This window comes from Streptomyces sp. NRRL F-5755 (assembly GCF_001279365.1).
Lineage (GTDB): Bacteria > Actinomycetota > Actinomycetes > Streptomycetales > Streptomycetaceae > Streptomyces > Streptomyces rimosus.
The window spans coordinates 19,447-34,933 of the sequence record NZ_LGCW01000014.1 but is presented as its reverse complement, the minus strand read 5'-3'; the positions used below and the strand labels follow the sequence as shown (position 1 = coordinate 34,933).

Below are 15,487 nucleotides of genomic sequence, written 5' to 3'. Positions count from 1 at the left end.
TCACGGCTCCGGGGCCGGGCCCGACAAGATCGCCGTATAAGAGATCCACTGCGGGGTATTCGGATCGAGCCGGTCCGACGGCGAGGTGCGGGCCGTGGGATTCATGGATGCGAGTGCCGGTCACGGCCGTGCGGAAGGTGGGACGTGACATGAGTGTGGGAGTGGAGACGAGACGCGTCCCGGACGCCGAGGAGCTTCGGCGGTCGGTGGCGGACCGGTTCGCCACCTGGGCGGACACCGAGGCGCGTGATCTGCCGCTGCCGGGAGCCGGGCGTACGCGGGACCGTTTCGCCGCCCTGTACGCGCTGGGGCGCGCCGACCTGTCGCTCGCCAGGCTGGCGGAAGGCCATGCCGACGCCACGGCCATTCTGTGCGAGCTGGGGGAGGCCCCGCCCGGTCCGGGTGAGCGCTGGGGCGTCTGGGCCGCGCAGCCGCCCGGCACCGGGCTCCAGGCGCACCAAGACGGTGACGGGTGGCTCCTGGAGGGCCGCAAGGCGTACTGCTCGGGGGCGCACTCCTGCACCCACGGCCTGGTCACGGCGGACACCGAGGAGGGCCGCAGGCTGTTCGCCGTACGCACCGATCACCCTGGATACGCGCCGCTCGAAGGGACTTGGCAGGCCATCGGCATGGCGGGCAGCGACACCCCGGACGTGCGCTTCACGGAGGTCCCGGCCCGGCCGGTCGGCGAGGTGGGGGCCTACCTGGACCGGCCGGGATTCCAGCACGGCGGCATCGGCGTCGCCGCCTGCTGGCTCGGCGGGGCGCGGGCGGTCGCCGACACCCTTCAGGCCGGTGCCCGTACGGAGGACCCGCTGACCGCCGCGCACCTGGGCGCGGTGGACGTGGCGCTGTACGCCGCGGAAACCGCGCTGTGGGAGGCGGCGCGGGCCATCGACGCCGATCCGCTGGACCGCTCGGGCGCCGCGCGGCTGCGCAGCCTGCGGGTACGGGCGATCGCGGAGCGGGCCTGCAGCGACGTACTGGACCGGGTCGGGCGGGCGACCGGCGCCGGACCGCTGTGCCACGACCCGCGCCATGCCCGCCATGCCGTCGACCTGACGGTGTACATCCGGCAGCACCACGCCGAACGCAACCTCGCGGAACTGGGCGCGCTGGTGGGGCAGAAGGCGGGTCCGGAAGTGGAACCGGGAGTGAATCCGGTGGTGGGGGCGGAAGCGCGATCGGATGCGGGGCCGAAGCGGTGATCGGTGAGTTCGACCGCGCGGCGGCCGCCGAGGCCATCGAGGCGCCCGGCACGCCGGAGGAACGGTGGGCCGCCTGGGCACAACTGGCGCGGCTGCCCGCCGTACGGCCGCCGTCCGGGCCCGTCGTGGTGGTCGCCGCCCACCCCGACGACGAGGTCCTGGGCTTCGGCGGCACGATGGCGCAGCTCAGCGGCGAGGTCCGGCTCGTGACCGTCACCGACGGCGAGGGGTCGCACCCGCACCTGGCGGCGGAGCGGATCGCCGCGCTGCGTGCGGCCGAACTGGAGCGTGCGCTCGGCGAACTCGGGCTGCGCGAGCACCGTACGTACCGGCTGCGCATCCCCGACACCGGTGTCGATGCCCACGAGGCGCGGCTGGAACGGGAGATCGCCGCGGTGCTGCGGGAGACCGGCGCCGCGCTGTGCGTCGCGCCGTGGACGGGCGATCTGCACGCCGACCATGAGGCGGCGGGGCGGGCCGCGGCCGTCGCCGCGCGGGAGACCGGCACGCCCTGCTGGCACTACCCGGTGTGGATGTGGCACTGGGCGTCACCGGGGGACCCGCGCGTCCCGTGGTCCGCCGCCCGACGGCTGCCGCTGTCCCGGCCGGCGCGGACGCGCAAGGAGGCGGCGATCCGCCGCTTCGCCAGCCAGCTCGCGCCCCTCGGCCCCGGCGACGACACGGTGATCCTGCCGCCCGCCGAACTCGCCCACCACACGCGCCCTTTCGAGGTGGTCTTCACATGACGATGAACCGGTCCATCCCGGGTACGGACCGCTCCGTACCCACACCCCCGTCCTACTTCACCACCATGTACGCCGGTTCGGCCGACCCCTGGGACCTGGCGGGCCGGTGGTACGAGCAGCGCAAGTACGCCCTGACTGTCGCCGCGCTGCCCCGCCGCCGCTACCGCCGGGCGTTCGAGCCGGGCTGTTCCGTCGGTGTCCTGACCGGGCTGCTGGCCGAGCGCTGCGACGAGGTGCTGGCCGCCGACCGGGTGCCGGCCGCCGCCGAAGCGGCCGCCCGCCGCAACCGCGACCGGCCGCACGTCGAGGTCCGGACCATGGCGATACCGGACGAGTGGCCTGAAGAAACGTTTGACCTGATCGTGCTCTCCGAGCTGCTGTACTACTTCGACGACGCCACACTGCGCGAGATCCTGCAGCGGACCGTGGCCTGCCTGGAACCCGGCGGCACCCTCGTGACCGTGCACTGGGACCACCCGGCCGAGGACCACCTCCGTACCGGCACACAGCTCGCCCCGCTGCTCACCGCCGTGGACGAACTCGCGCCCGTCACACAGCTCAACGACGCCGACTTCATGCTGCACGTGTTCACCCGGCGCCTGCCGGACGGCAGCGCCGCCCCCGCGCCCGCGGCAGCCGAGGGGCTGGTGTGAACGGTCCGGTCACCGCACCGGCGGCCCTGGTGGTCGCCGTTCCCGCGCACAACGAGGAGGCGGCGCTGCCCGCCGCGCTCCGGTCCCTGCACACGGCCGCCCGGCAGCCGGAACTGCTGGCGCGGCGGGTACGGGTGGTGACGGTGGTCGCCGCCGACGCCTGCTCCGACGGCACCGCGGCGCAGGCCCGCCGGCACGGCGCGCACGTCGTGGAACTGGCGCGGCGCAACGTCGGCGCGGCCCGGGCCGCCGCCGTCGCGCAGGGCCTCGACCTGCTCGGACCCGCCGCCGGCCGGGCCTGGATCGCCACCACCGACGCCGACACGCTCGTACCCGCCGCGTGGCTGACCCACCAGGTCGAGCAGGCTGCCGCCGGGTGGGACTGCGTGCTCGGCACCATACGGATCGCCCCGCACCCCACCTTGAGCGCGGCGGTCGCACAGCGGCACCACTCGCTGTACTTCGCCGGGCGGCCCGCCCGCGACCGCGCCTGGGACCACCCGCACGTCCACGGCGCCAACCTGGGGGTCGCCGCCGACGCCTACCTCCGCGTACGAGGGTTCCCCGCGCTGCCGCACAGCGAGGACCACGCGCTGGCGGCCGCACTGGAACGCATCGGCGCCCGCATCCTCAGAACGGACCGCTGCCCCGTCCTGACCTCCGGCCGTACGGACCCCCGCGCCACCCACGGCTTCGGGACGTACCTCCAGGATCTGGCCCTCGCGTCCACCACCGGACAGCTCCGCTGAGCGGACGCGACCGGCCCCTCACGGAAACCGGCGCCAGAAGCCCAGGGCGTGCTCACGGGCGTAGTCGACCGGGGCGATCCGGTCCGGTGCCAGCGACTGGGTGTACGGACGCGGGTCCGCGGTCCGGTACGGACGCCAGACCGGCAGGCGGGGCCCGTTGGGTGTGCCGGTGCGGGCGAAGGCGGCCCACTGGTCCGTCATGGTGTCCGACAGCCACCGCTGCGCAGCGGTGAAGCGCTTGCTCACCTCCGGCTCCTCGAACACGTAGGGCGTGTCTCCTGCGTGGTAGGCGCCGAAGTCGAAGCGGCCGGGCAGCGGGAGGTACATGGGCGCGTTCCGGTCGGCGAACTCGTAGGCGTACGTCGGCACGTAGCGCGAGAGCGCCACATGCTGCGCGTGGATGCCCCGGGCCCACATCCGGTCGGTGACGACGGCCGACCAGGCGATGGCCGGGGACGGGAACCGCGTCAGCGGGTACCGCGCGCGTACCGCGTCTGCGCGCCTGCCGAACGCCTTCGTGAGCGCACGGCCGTAGTCGTCGCTGGTGAACGGCTTGCCGACGGCGTCGTACAGCATGCCCACGAACGTACGGTGTTCGTCGAGTGTCGCTCCCGAAAGCACCGGCACACGGTGGAAGCGCCCCTCGTGCAAAGCCCTGGCCGGAAGCCGCGGCAGCGTCTCGTTGCCGTGGGCCATGACCTGGAAGGCGTTCATGATGTACGGGACCTTGAGGATCCTCTTGACCGGCAGGGCACGCAGGCACCGCAGCGTCCGTGCCGGGTCGGGCGCCGCACACCCCAGTGACGAGGTCATCTCCGCGCTGATGTCCTCGGTCTCCCGTGCCGTACGCCAGACGAACCACGGATATCCGGGCACGTCCGGGCCCATCGTCCAGGCCGGCAGGTCCATCATGCCCTCGCCGCTCGACAGGACGGCCCGGTCGAACAGGCCGCGCGCCCCGGGTGAGGTGAGGTGTCCTGTGATGGCCGCGGCGCCGAACGAGGAGCCCGCCACGGTCACGTTCGCCGCGTCACCGTCGAACGCCGCCGCGTTGCGCCGTACCCAGCGCAACGCGGCCTGCTGGTCCTGGAGTCCGAAGGTCCCCGACCCCTTCAGGCCCGGGTGGGCGAAGCCGCCGAAGATCCCGAGCCGGTAGTTGACGGTGACGACCACCACGCCGCGATCGGCGAGCCGCCGCGCGTCGAAGAAGCTGCCCGCGCCGACCGAACCGTCACCGTGGATCCACACCAGTACGGGGGCGGGGCGGTGCCGTGCGGCGGCGGGCGCGGTGACGTTCAGGAACAGGCAGTCCTCCTCCTCGCTGGACACCTGCGCGTACTGCGACGGCACCTGCGGGCACAGCGCTCCCGGCTTGGAAGCGTCCCTGACTCCCTTCCACGGCCGCACCGGCCGCGGAGCCGCCCACCGGTACGCCCCCTTGGGTGCACCGGCATACGGGATGCCCTGGAAGATCCGGTGCCGCGCGGACCGTACGCCGCGCACGAGACCGGCATCGGTCCGTACGGTCACCCGTTCCGCCGCCGAACCGTCACCCGGCCGTACCCCGCCGGGCACTGCCGAGGCGGCGGCGCCCGCACTCAGGAACACCACCGCCACCGCGGCACCGGCCAGCCTCCTCAGCCCTCTCCGCATCTTCATGCCCCGCTCTCCTCTCGCCGACGACACGGCAACGGCGACGGCGACCCCGCGGATACGTGCGCCCCGGCCGTCTTCCAAGCGGCCACCCTTTTGGGCTGCACGTCGCACACGCCTTCGGCCGAAACGCCGTTTCTCCCGGAGGCGCGCGATCGCTTCTGGCATCTGCCAGTTCGCGGCACGCGCCCCATGGACAGAGCCGCCTCACGGGAGGCGGCCAGGCCCGGGGAGGCCCCATGGCACCGACCGCACCCGACTTCGGACCGCGCATCGACCCGTACGCGCCGTACGACCCGCAGCGCGACTGCGACCCCGCGGCCAAGCCCGGCGTGACCGGCTTCCGCGACCTGGTCCTCGCCGCCTACCGGGACACCCGGGACCTCGGCATCAGCCGGCCCTGCGGCAGCGGCGGCCAGAGCGAACACAAGGAGGGCCGGGCCTGGGACTGGGGCGTCGAGGTCAACGGCCAGTCCCAGCTGGCGGACGACCTGATCAACTGGCTGCACGCCACCGACCGGCACGGCAACCGCCACGCACTGGCCCGCCGCTTCGGCATCATGTACATGATCTGGAACCGCCGCATCTGGATGGCGAACCGCCCCGACGCCGGCTGGCAGCCGTACCGGGGCGGCAACCCGCACACCAACCACATCCACTTCAGCTTCTCCTGGCCCGGCGCCCGCAAGGAAACCACCTGGTGGACGGACGCGGCTCCCCGGACGAATCCACGGGTGAGCGTGGGGGTGCCGTCGGTGGTGGACACCGGTTCCGGGATGGTGCTCTTCGGGGTCGACGGGTCCGGTGGGATCACCCATCGCTGGCAGAACGCGCCTGGCGGGGCGTGGTCGGCTTGGACTGGGCTGGGGCGTCCCGCGGGGCGTGCGGTGGGGCGGCCATGGGGCTTGGTCGGCCGGTACGGCAAGCTTGCCGTCTTTGTTCGCGGTGACGATGGTGCGTTGTGGCACACGTGGCAGTCGGAGGCGGGGGAGTGGGCGCCCGAGTGGGTTTCCCTGGGCGGGCGGCTGGCCGGTGACCCGGCGGTGGTGCTGAGTCCGAATGGCGCGTTGTCGGTGTTCGCCCGTGATCCGGAGGGGCGGGTTACGCATACATGGCAGCACGGGCCCGAGCGGGGGTACGCCTGGAATGAGACGTGGGCCGATATGGAGGGGGCGGTTCGGGGGCGGCCCACCGTTCTGGTCGGTCGCGACGGCGGCATGGTGCTGTTCGCACGCGGTACGGATGACGCCCTCCACCACCGCTGGCAGACCGGCACCGGTGGTCCGTGGTCCGCCTGGACTCCGTTGAACGGCCGTCTGGTCAGTGATCCGGCGGTGGTGCTGAGTCCGAATGGCGCGTTGTCGGTGTTCGCCCGTGATCCGGAGGGTCGAGTCACGCATACGTGGCAACGTGGGCCGGAGCAGGGGTATGCCTGGAATGTGACGTGGGCCGATATGGAGGGTGCGGTTCGAGGTCGGCCCACGGTTCTGGTGGGTCGTGACGGTGGCATGGTGCTGTTCGCGCGCGGTACGGACGATGCTCTGCACCACCGTTGGCAGACCGGCACCGGCGGGCCCTGGTCCGCCTGGACGCCCCTCCACGGGCGTCTCACCAATGACCCGGCCGTGGTCCTCAACCTGCACGGCACGCTCTCCGCCTTCGGCCGCGGCCCGGACGGCCGTGTCACGCATACGTGGCAGCGCGGGCCCGAGCAGGGATACGCCTGGAACGACACCTGGGCCGACATGGAAGGCGATCTGGCCGACGACCCGCCCGAGGCCGAGATCGCCTCCCCGGCCTCCTCCCCGGCGTCGGCATAGACGCCGGCAGACCTCCGGACGGCCGCCCCGCGTGGAACGGGGGTGTGGGGCGACCGTCCGGAGCGCACGGGGGCGGGGTAGCGAGAGTCACAAGCGCCACCGCACCTCGCGGTCCGGCGCGTAGCGGCACATCGCGCCGGTCGACACGGCTGCCTGGAGGTGGGAGGCGAGTTCGGGGTGGTGCTCTCTCAGGCGGCGCAGGGTGTCCCGGATGCGGGCCGTGACGTTCTTGCGGGCGCGGTCGGTCTCGTCGCCCAGGCGGCGGGAGCGCCCGGCCAGTCCGGCGGCCTTGCGGAGTTCGGCGAGCAGGGCTTCGCGTTCGCGCTCGTACTCCGCGGCCGTATGGCCGTCGCCGCGTACGGCTGCCCTGTCGATCTCCTCGTCGAGCAGTTCCAGACGCTGTCTGTAGCGGGTCTTCGCCTCCTCGTCCAGGACCATGTCACTTCCGAGGGCGCCCGCTGCCGCTGCCAGTGGCGCGCTGTCCGGGTACAGCAGACGTACGGCCGGGACCTCCTGGCCGGGACGGCCGAGCAGCGTGTGCAGGTCGGCGAGTCCTTTGGCGTCGGGTACGTGGACGGTGCGGCCCGCGTAACGCAGGCGCCACACAGCACCGTTGCGTACGAACTCCCGCTCTGCGTGGCCGACTTGGGGGTGCGGGGGCGGGGCGGGGGAGGGCAGGAGGCACCGGGCGCGTTCCACGATGTGCGTCATGCCCAGTTCGCGGGCCTCCGCTTCCGTGTCGCGCAGGAGCGTGGTGGCCCGGTTCGTGTCGTCGGGGCCTGCGCGGGCGAGCAAGGCGCGGGCCAGTTCCGTACGGGCACGTACCGACCAGGGGCGGGCGTGCAGCCGGTCGGCGGACCGCCCGGCGGCGGTGAGGTCCCGTACCGCTGCTTCCCACCGCTCCTCAGCAGCGTGCAGCAGGCCCGACCACAGGGCTGCCGGGCCGCTGATGTCCCAGCCGAACAAGGAGACCAGCCACTGCCCCCGGTACGGCTCCAGTACCGCGTGTGCCTGCTCGCAGCGCGCCGGGTCCCGGGACGCCGCCGCGCTCTGCGCCTGGAGCCGGACCCGCAGGGGAGCGATGCCGCGTTCCAGCACGCTGTCGTCGGATGGGCCGCCCTCGGACCATGGTGCCGGGCCGTGAGAGGCGGTGCCCTGTTCCAACGCGGTGATGCCTGCCAGTACTTGGGTGTACAGGTGGTCCTGTCCCCGCATCGCGCGGTGAGCCTGCTCCGCCTCCGGGAAGCGGCCCTGGAGGAGGGCCAGTGCCCAGCGGTGGTGGCCGATAAAGTATCGGTAGTAGTTGGCGTGGGTGCCGCTGAGGGCCAGCGTCTGCGCGAGCAGGTCGTCGGCCTCGGAGAAGCGGCCCATGAACGCGTACACGACGCTGCGGTCGATGACCGAGATCATGCTGGTACGGGGCAGTCCACAGGCGTCCGCTCCGGCCACCATGTCGGAGAACTGCCGCAGGAACCCGGGATCGTCCAGTTCCAGCAGGGCGACCCACCGCATCGACGCCGCCAGATGCTCCATCCACACATCGGCCCGGCGGCGGGACACCTCCATCAGCTCCCCGGCCACGCGGACCCGCTGGGCGGCCGTGCCGGGTGCCCACACCGCGTGCAGGCGGGCCCACAGCCCCAGGTGCAGGGCGTCGTCGTCCCCGGCGGCGCGGGCCGCTGCCACGACGCGACGGGCCACCTCGTCCACCGGGCCCGCGTCGGGGGCGTCCACAGGGTCCGCGTCACGGGCGTCCACCGGGTCCGCGTCGGGCGCGCCGGACTCGTCGGCCGCGGGGCGAGGCCCGGGGACCAGCGCGCGGTGTGCCTCGCGCAGCGCCCGGGTCTTGAGCCCCGTACCGTCACCCCGGCCGTCCGCGTGGTGCAGCGTGAGCGCCACCCGGCCCACGAGTCCGGCGTCGCCCGTACCGGACGCCAGCGCGGCGGCGTCCTCGTACACCAGCCAGGAGCGTTCGTGTTCGCCGAGGAGCTGGAGTTCGGCGCCGAGGTCCAGGGCGAGCAGCACGTGGCGGCGTGGATCGCCGGTCCCGAGCCGTTCCAGCGCGCGCCGGTAGTGCGTCACGGCCTCCTCACTGGCCAGCCTGCTCACCGCGTGCCGCGCCGCGGCCACCAGGATGTCCACCGCCTCGTCGGCGTCGAGGTCCGGGCCGGCGAAGTACGCGTGCCGGGCCAGGTCGGTCGGCCGCGCCCGGTCCCCGGCGCCGGCGGTGTCCCGCAGGGCGCGTACGGCGGCGGCGTGCAGGTGGCGGAGCCGGTCCTCCGCCAGCCCGTCGTACAGGGTCTCCCGCACCAGGTCGTGGGTGAAGACGTACGCCTCGGCCGCCGACGGCTCCAGCAGTCCGGCCGCGACCGCCTCCCCGAGGAGGCCGGTGGCGAGGGGGTCCGGCGTTCCGGCCGTACGGGCCAGCGTCCGCCGTTCGAACCGGCGGCCCAGCACGGCGGCGGCGCCGAGCAGCCGAACGGCCGGTTGGCCGAGCAGCGCCAGCCGCCGGTGCACCACGGCGCGGACCCCGGGCGCGACCGCGGCCACGGGCTGGCCGGCGGACCACAGGCGGGCCGTCTCCTCCACGAAGTACGGATTGCCGCCGGTGCGTGCGAACATTCCCGCGGTCATGTCCGCGTCCGGGCGGGCCCCGACCGTACGCGCGACCAGCTCCGCGACCTGCGGCGGGGTCAGGCCGGTCAGTGCGAGCGTGGTGGCCTTCGCCGCCAGTCGCGGCAGCAACGGCCGCAGGGGGTGGTCGGGCCGCTGCACCTCCACGTCGCGGTACGTCCCGATCACCAGCAGCCGCTCGAACCAGGTGTGCTGCGCCGTGAACTCCAGCAGGCTCAGCGACGCGGCGTCCGCCCAGTGCAGGTCCTCCAGCACCACGGTCACCGGGCGGCGCTGCGACAGAACGGTCAGCAGGGTCGTCACCGCGTCGAACAGCTCGAAGCGCAGCGCTTCCCCGGTGCCCGTGCCGTCACCCAGCAGGACGGAGAGCGCTCCTCCGGCGGCCGTCGCCGCCTCCTCCCACTCCCCGGCGGCCGCGCCGCGCCGCAAGCTCCGTACGGCCTGCGTCCACGGCCAGAAACCGGGTGTGCTGTCGGAGTCCCAGCAGGTTCCGCGGACCACCAGCATGCCGCCGCGCTCCCGCTCCTCGTCCACCGCGCTGCGCACCAGGGACGTCTTGCCGATGCCCGCCTCGCCCGTGACCAGCACCAGCCCGCCGTGACTGGCGCGCGCCCGCTCCAGCCGGGACCGCAGCATCCGTACGCTGTGCTCCCGCCCGATCAGCGCGGTGTCCATTCGTCCTCCCGGGAGTGGGCTCGCGGTACCTCCACGCCCGGCCGCACGCCGCGTCAGCGGTACGGCGGTCCGCGGCCGGGTGCGCCCTCGCCGCCTTGATAGCCCCGGGACGGAAGGCCGCGTGGCGTTACGTGCCGATGTCACCTTCCCGGGTGCAACGGGGCCGCGCCCGGCTCCTCAGTGGCACCTTCCGCTGCCGCTGTAGCAGGGCGTGCAATCGGGGTCGGGCGTGGGCGCGGGGCCCGGGTGGGCACGGTCGTACCCGTGCTGCGCGGGCAGGAGCAGATGAGGGGTGTGTGCTCAGTCGACGCCGTGCGCGACAGGGTCATGGTGACCTGGACGGGGCCCCCGGGAGGCCGGAGTTATGCGTACTCCTTGCATGTCCCGTGCGCGCCGTGAACTGTACGCGATGCGCCGCCGGTCGCGCTGATCCTATTCGTCGCACATTGCGGCGGCGCCCGGCTTCCCGGGACCCTTCGGCTCCCTGTTCTACGGGTGGCTCGTTGGGGTGTGTGTTTCCGGGAATGTCATGGTGACGTGCAAAGTGGAAATGCTTCCTCATGGTAGGGGCGTTCCGCCCCGAGACCGGAAACAGCGATCGAGCCACGGCTCATTCCCTTGCTCGCACCGACGTTCCGGCTGGCGCCCCGGCTCAGTCGGCGGTTTCCCCGCCTGGAGAGTTCGGGTTCGTCGGGTAATCCGTCAGCACGGCTCGCTGTGTGGAATCGATCAGATGGGGCCTGTGGCGCGTGGTGTTCCAGCAGGCGGACAGTACGTGTGCTTCGGCGAACGGTGTGTCCGCGCAGCCGGCGAGGGCGTGCAGTTCCACGGCGGACGGTCTGATCCGTAGCACGCGAAGGGAGATGATCAGCGGTTCGGCCTGCCAGTGAAGAGGCCGGTGACAGTCGATGTGCCGGCGCAGGGTCAGGTAGGCCGACGAGGGCGCTGGGCCTGCTTTCGGAATGGCATGGCGTGCGAGTTCCCTGACCAGCGCGCCGCGTGCTTCTTCGATGGAGGAGGCGATGGCCGCGTCGCCGACGATTGCGCAGGCGTTCATGTCGGACCAGCGGACGGTGACCCCGTGCAGGAACGCGTTCATGGACGTTTTCCTTTTCCCGTCGGCCCGGTGCCGGCTGCCGGAAGCTACCCGCGGTGCGGGAAGACCATCCCCGCCGAGCGCGACCAAGGGAGGATTTGTGGCTGCACACGCCGATGAGCCGATCCGCCTGGCGGTGGGGGAACTGGCGCGGTTTCTCGGTGCGGACGTCGATGACCCCGCCTTTCTGGCCGACCCTTACCGGTGTCTGACGCCCGGGATACGCGAGAAATCCGTGCACCGGCTGCCCGGCGGCGCCCTGGCCGTTCTCGGTTACACCGCATGCGCCGAGGTGCTGCGCGATACGCGGTTCGGTCACGGCGCCCGCGAACTGTACGGGACAACCCTGCTGGGGCTGTCGGCCCGGTCTATTCTTCAACTGGACGCGCCGGGGCACACCCGGCTGCGCGGCCAGGTCGCCCGGCATTTCACCGCACGGCGAGTACGGGCCCTGGCCGAGAACGTCGGGTATTACAGCACCGCTCTCGTTCGGGAGCACGCGGGCCGGCCGGGGGATTTCGTGGCGGATTTCGCCGAGCCGCCGGCGATGTCGGTCATCAGCGACGTACTGGGAGTGCCGCCCGAGGACCGCCCCGCCTTCCACCGCGACGCCCGGCTGGTCGTCCGCGGACTGGACCAGCAGGCCCGCGCCATGGACGAACGGGCCGTAGCCCAGGCGCGGTTCCGCTTCGTACGGTTCTTCCGTCGCCGGGCGCAGGTGCGCCGCCAGGCCGGGACGCGGCACCGGGTGCCCCGGGACGACCTGCTGGACGCCTTGTCGCGCCGGCCGGACGGCAGCCCGGCCGACATCCGTGGGCTGGTCACCACGTGCAGTCTGCTGCTGAGCGCCGGATACGACACCACGGTCAGCCTGCTGTCGCACGCGGTGGCGGAACTGGGTGGCGCACCGTCCGGGCAGGGGTGGGCGCTGGCCCGGGATCCGCAGACGGTGGGCGCGGTCGTGGAGGAGGTGCTGCGTCTGCACTCCTCCGTGCAGATCGCTCCTCGCGCCGCGGTGCGCGACGCGGTCCTGGGCGGGCTGTCGGTGGCCCGCGGCACGATCGTGCTGCCCCTGCTGCCGGCGGCCAACCGGGACCCGGACATCTTCGACAGCCTGCACACCTTCCGGCCCCGCCGCTATATCACCCCGGCCGTTCAAGGCCGCTCGGCAGCACGGCATTTGGCGTTCGGAGCGGGCGCGCATTTCTGCCTGGGGGCGGCCCTGGCCCGGCTGACCGCCCACAGCGCGCTGGCTGTTCTGGCCGCCTGCCCGCCCAGACCGCGCGACGCGCCCCGTACGTACAGCGAAGACGTCGTCGTACGCAGCCTGCGCAGCCTGCGCAGCCTGCCGGCCACCTGGCCGCACCGGCCCGCGGACCGGCCCCCGCACCCTCCGGCCGGCGGCGCGGCCGCGTACGCCGGGCCGTCGTGCCCCATCCCCCACGCGCAAAGGAGCGTCACATGACCAGCCGCCTCTTCCCGTACCTGGTCAGCGAGCTGGAGCAGGCTTTCGGCATCGACCGTGCGGCCGCCATGCCCGAGTCCACGATCGAAGCGCTGGGGCTGGACTCCCTGGCGCTGATGGAACTGGTGGTGCGTTACGAGGACGAACACGGCGCCGAGCTGCCCGAAACGGCCGCGAGCCGGCTGGGCACCACGTCCACGCTCGCCGACATCTGCGCCGTACTCGAACGTGCCCTGCCCGACGAGCACCGGCCCACCCGGTCCACCGGGGGAACGCCGTCATGAGCGAGCCCGTGGCCGTGACGGGCATGGGAGTGCTCACCCCGGCCGGCTCCGGGGACCGGGCGCTGTGGGAGCGCCTGTGCCAGGGCCGGTCCACCGCGGCGTCCGACCCCGCCCTCAAGGGCATGCCGGTCGACTTCTCCTGCCGGGTGCCCGGCTTCGGTCCGGCCGATGCGAAGAGCATCGCGTGGCGTACGAACCGCTTCATCCAGCTGGCGGTGGTGGCCGCCCGGATGGCGGTCGCCGATGCCGGGCTGACGCCGGAGCGGTGGGACCGCCGCCGGATCGGCGTCGTGCTGGGGGTCGGCGCCTCCAGCATGGAGCACTGGCCCGGCGAGACCGAGAAGCTGCTCCAGGGGCGGCTGCGTGCCGTCTCCCCGCTGGCGCTGCCGCGTTCCATCCCCAACATGGCCGCCGGAGAGGTCGCCCTGGACCTCGGGGTGACCGGTCCCAACCTGGCCGTCTCCACCGCGTGCGCCTCGGGGGCCAGCGCTCTGGGCGTGGCCAAGGACCTGCTGGCCGCCGACCGCTGCGATGTGGTGCTGGCCGGCGGGGCCGAGGCCCCCAGGGCGTCGGAGATGGTGGCCCTGTGCTTCTCCCGGATGTCGGTGCTGTCCCGGCGGTGCCAGGATCCCGAACGCGCCTCCCGGCCCTTCGACGCGGACCGGGACGGGTTCGTGCTGGGGGAGGGGGCGGCGGTTCTCGTACTGGAGAAGGCCGGGCACGCCCGGACCCGCCGGGCCGGAGTACGAGCCTGGCTCGCGGGCTACGGCGCTTCCGCCGACGCCCACCACCCCACCACGCCCGACCCGCAGGGCAAGGGCGCCGCGGCCGCCATCGACGCCGCGCTCGCCGAGGCCGGCCTGCGGACCGGCGACATCGACCACGTCAACGCCCACGGTTCCTCCACCGACTTCAACGACCTGTTCGAGGCCCGCACCCTGAGCCGCGTCTTCGACCGGCCCCCGCCGGTCACCGCGAACAAGGGCTGCCTGGGCCACGGGATCGGCGCCGCCGGCGCCATCGAGGCCGCGTGCAGCGTGCTGACCTTGCAGCACCAGCTGATCCCGCCGGTGGCGAACTTCACGCGCCCCGACCCGCGTATCGACCTCGACATCGTGGCCGGTACGCCCCGCCCGCACGGCGTGGAAGCGGTGCTGAGCAATTCCTTCGGGTTCGGCGGGCAGAACGCCGTGCTGGTCCTCACCCGGGCCTGACCGGTCCGTTCGGCCTCGCCGTCCACCCAAGGAGACTTCCCAATGACGTTGTCAAGCCGCTGCCGTGACTGGTGGTGTGGCTTGGTAGCACGCTCCGTCGCGGATCATGGCCCACAGGACGTTGGCCCGGCGCCGGGCGAGCGCCAGCAGGGCCTGCTTGTGTCCCTTGCCTTCGGCCCTCTTGCGTTCGTAGAACCTCTTCGAGGCCGGGCAGCTTCGGAGGCTGGCGAACGCAGAGAGGTAAAAGGCCCGGAGCAGGCCGCGGTGGTAGCGGCGCGGGCGGTGGAGATTGCCGCTGACGCGTCCGGAGTCGCGAGGGACAGGGGCGAGGCCGGCGTAGCCGGCCAGACGGTCGGCGGTGCCGAAGGTGTCCATGTCGCCGCCGGTCGCGGCGAGGAACTCCGCTCCCAGCAGGGCACCCATGCCCGGCAGGCTCTGGATCACTTCGGCGCTCGGGTGCTCGCGAAACCGGGCCTCGATCAGGGCTTCGAGCTCGGCGATCTCCTCATCAAGGGCCATCACCCCCTTCGCCAGGCGGGCCACCATGACGGCCGCGAGTTGCTCGCCGGGCAGGGCGGTGATCTGGGCCTCGGCCGCCTCAACGACGGCCTTGGCCAAGGCCGCGCTGCCGTAGATCTTGCGGTTTTTCAGCCAGGTGGTGATGCGCGAGGCGCCGGCGCGGCGGATCGAGGCAGGGGTCTGGTAGCCGGTCAGCAGCATGACCGGCCCCTTCTTGGTCAGATCCAGGGCGCGTTCCAGCGCGGGAAAGATCTCCAGGAGTTGGGCGCGAAGGCGGTTGATCTGTCGCGTCCGGTCGCAAACCAGGTCGGTGCGGCGGGTGACCAGGGTGCGCAGGTCAACCGATATCTCGTCGCCGGGTCGCAGGACACCGAGGTCCGTGCGCATGCGGGCCTGGTCCGCGATGACGAACGCGTCCTTCGCGTCGGTCTTGGCCTGGCTTCGGTAACCGGCCGAGGCACGGTGGACGGCCAGGCCAGTGAGGTAGGCGACGTGCTGGTCGTGGCTGACCAGCAGGCCGAGCAGGAGTGCGGCTCCGCCGTGGTTGATGTCCACCGCCCACAGCACGTCGCGCGACAGCTCCAGCACGCCGGCCACGAGATGGAGCAGCTCGCTCTCGTCGTTCAGGACCCGCCGGGACAGCAGCCGCTTGCCTTGGGCGTCGATCACCACGCAGTGGTGGTGTTCCTTGCCGATGTCCACTCCGGCCCAGATGTCGGGCACGGCCACCTCCGCCAGCTCGTCGCGAGTTCACAGCCCAGCAGACGACCT

Annotated in this window: 13 protein-coding genes; 8 read left to right on the top strand and 5 right to left on the bottom strand. The window is 72.9% G+C overall.

Annotation, left to right across the window (positions count from 1 at the left end; genetic code table 11):
* Nucleotides 1–149 precede the first annotated feature (149 nt).
* Genes ADK86_RS03010 through ADK86_RS02995 form a run of 4 tightly spaced genes read left to right on the top strand, consistent with a single transcriptional unit; the run spans nucleotide 150 to nucleotide 3,356 of the window.
* A complete protein-coding gene (locus ADK86_RS03010; protein ID WP_053695188.1) occupies nucleotides 150–1,208 on the top strand; it encodes an acyl-CoA dehydrogenase family protein in 1,059 nt (352 codons plus the stop codon).
* Nucleotides 1,205–1,954 (top strand): PIG-L deacetylase family protein, encoded by a 750-nt coding sequence (locus ADK86_RS03005; protein ID WP_053695127.1) that lies wholly within the window; start codon nucleotides 1,205–1,207, stop codon nucleotides 1,952–1,954. Before ADK86_RS03010 ends, ADK86_RS03005 begins: the two co-directional genes overlap by 4 nt.
* Nucleotides 1,951–2,607: an SAM-dependent methyltransferase gene (locus ADK86_RS03000; protein WP_078951742.1), complete on the top strand. Its 657-nt coding sequence runs from the start codon at nucleotides 1,951–1,953 to the stop codon at nucleotides 2,605–2,607. Before ADK86_RS03005 ends, ADK86_RS03000 begins: the two co-directional genes overlap by 4 nt.
* Nucleotides 2,604–3,356 (top strand): glycosyltransferase, encoded by a 753-nt coding sequence (locus ADK86_RS02995; protein ID WP_053695125.1) that lies wholly within the window; start codon nucleotides 2,604–2,606, stop codon nucleotides 3,354–3,356. The genes ADK86_RS03000 and ADK86_RS02995 overlap by 4 nt, the downstream gene beginning before the upstream one ends.
* An 18-nt stretch (nucleotides 3,357–3,374) precedes the next feature.
* Here the strand turns inward: ADK86_RS02995 and ADK86_RS02990 are convergent, their stop codons facing one another.
* A complete protein-coding gene (locus tag ADK86_RS02990) occupies nucleotides 3,375–5,015 on the bottom strand; it encodes a carboxylesterase/lipase family protein (RefSeq protein WP_053695124.1) in 1,641 nt (546 codons plus the stop codon).
* A 233-nt stretch (nucleotides 5,016–5,248) separates the two neighbouring features.
* Here ADK86_RS02990 and ADK86_RS02985 point away from each other — a divergent pair, with 233 nt between their 5' ends.
* Nucleotides 5,249–6,829 carry a hypothetical protein gene (locus tag ADK86_RS02985; protein WP_053695123.1) on the top strand — a complete coding sequence of 527 codons (1,581 nt, stop codon included), beginning with the start codon at nucleotides 5,249–5,251 and terminating at the stop codon, nucleotides 6,827–6,829.
* An 87-nt stretch (nucleotides 6,830–6,916) separates the two neighbouring features.
* On the opposite strand, the gene ADK86_RS02980 is transcribed toward ADK86_RS02985, so the two are convergent.
* From ADK86_RS02980 to ADK86_RS42035, 3 genes are all read right to left on the bottom strand, one after another.
* Nucleotides 6,917–10,138 (bottom strand): ATP-binding protein, encoded by a 3,222-nt coding sequence (locus ADK86_RS02980; protein WP_078951741.1) that lies wholly within the window; start codon nucleotides 10,136–10,138, stop codon nucleotides 6,917–6,919.
* Between the two features lie 177 nt (nucleotides 10,139–10,315).
* A complete protein-coding gene (locus ADK86_RS44125; RefSeq protein ID WP_234345675.1) occupies nucleotides 10,316–10,417 on the bottom strand; it encodes a DUF6234 family protein in 102 nt (33 codons plus the stop codon).
* 373 nt (nucleotides 10,418–10,790) lie between these two features.
* The gene (locus ADK86_RS42035) at nucleotides 10,791–11,237 is read right to left on the bottom strand and encodes an acyl-CoA thioesterase (protein WP_053695122.1); all 447 of its coding nucleotides are present in this window, start codon (nucleotides 11,235–11,237) and stop codon (nucleotides 10,791–10,793) included.
* A gap of 97 nt (nucleotides 11,238–11,334) precedes the next feature.
* Between ADK86_RS42035 and ADK86_RS02970 the strand changes: the two genes are divergently transcribed.
* The 3 genes from ADK86_RS02970 to ADK86_RS02960 are packed head-to-tail and all read left to right on the top strand — an operon-like array spanning nucleotide 11,335 to nucleotide 14,197.
* Entirely contained in the window at nucleotides 11,335–12,699 is a 1,365-nt protein-coding gene (locus ADK86_RS02970; RefSeq protein WP_053695121.1) for a cytochrome P450, read from the top strand.
* Nucleotides 12,696–12,983: an acyl carrier protein gene (locus tag ADK86_RS02965; protein ID WP_053695120.1), complete on the top strand. Its 288-nt coding sequence runs from the start codon at nucleotides 12,696–12,698 to the stop codon at nucleotides 12,981–12,983. The genes ADK86_RS02970 and ADK86_RS02965 overlap by 4 nt, the downstream gene beginning before the upstream one ends.
* Nucleotides 12,980–14,197 (top strand): beta-ketoacyl-[acyl-carrier-protein] synthase family protein, encoded by a 1,218-nt coding sequence (locus tag ADK86_RS02960; RefSeq protein WP_053695119.1) that lies wholly within the window; start codon nucleotides 12,980–12,982, stop codon nucleotides 14,195–14,197. The genes ADK86_RS02965 and ADK86_RS02960 overlap by 4 nt, the downstream gene beginning before the upstream one ends.
* Nucleotides 14,198–14,248: 51 nt before the next feature.
* On the opposite strand, the gene ADK86_RS02955 is transcribed toward ADK86_RS02960, so the two are convergent.
* The gene (locus ADK86_RS02955; RefSeq protein ID WP_199834341.1) at nucleotides 14,249–15,445 is read right to left on the bottom strand and encodes an IS110 family transposase; all 1,197 of its coding nucleotides are present in this window, start codon (nucleotides 15,443–15,445) and stop codon (nucleotides 14,249–14,251) included.
* Nucleotides 15,446–15,487: the final 42 nt, after the last annotated feature.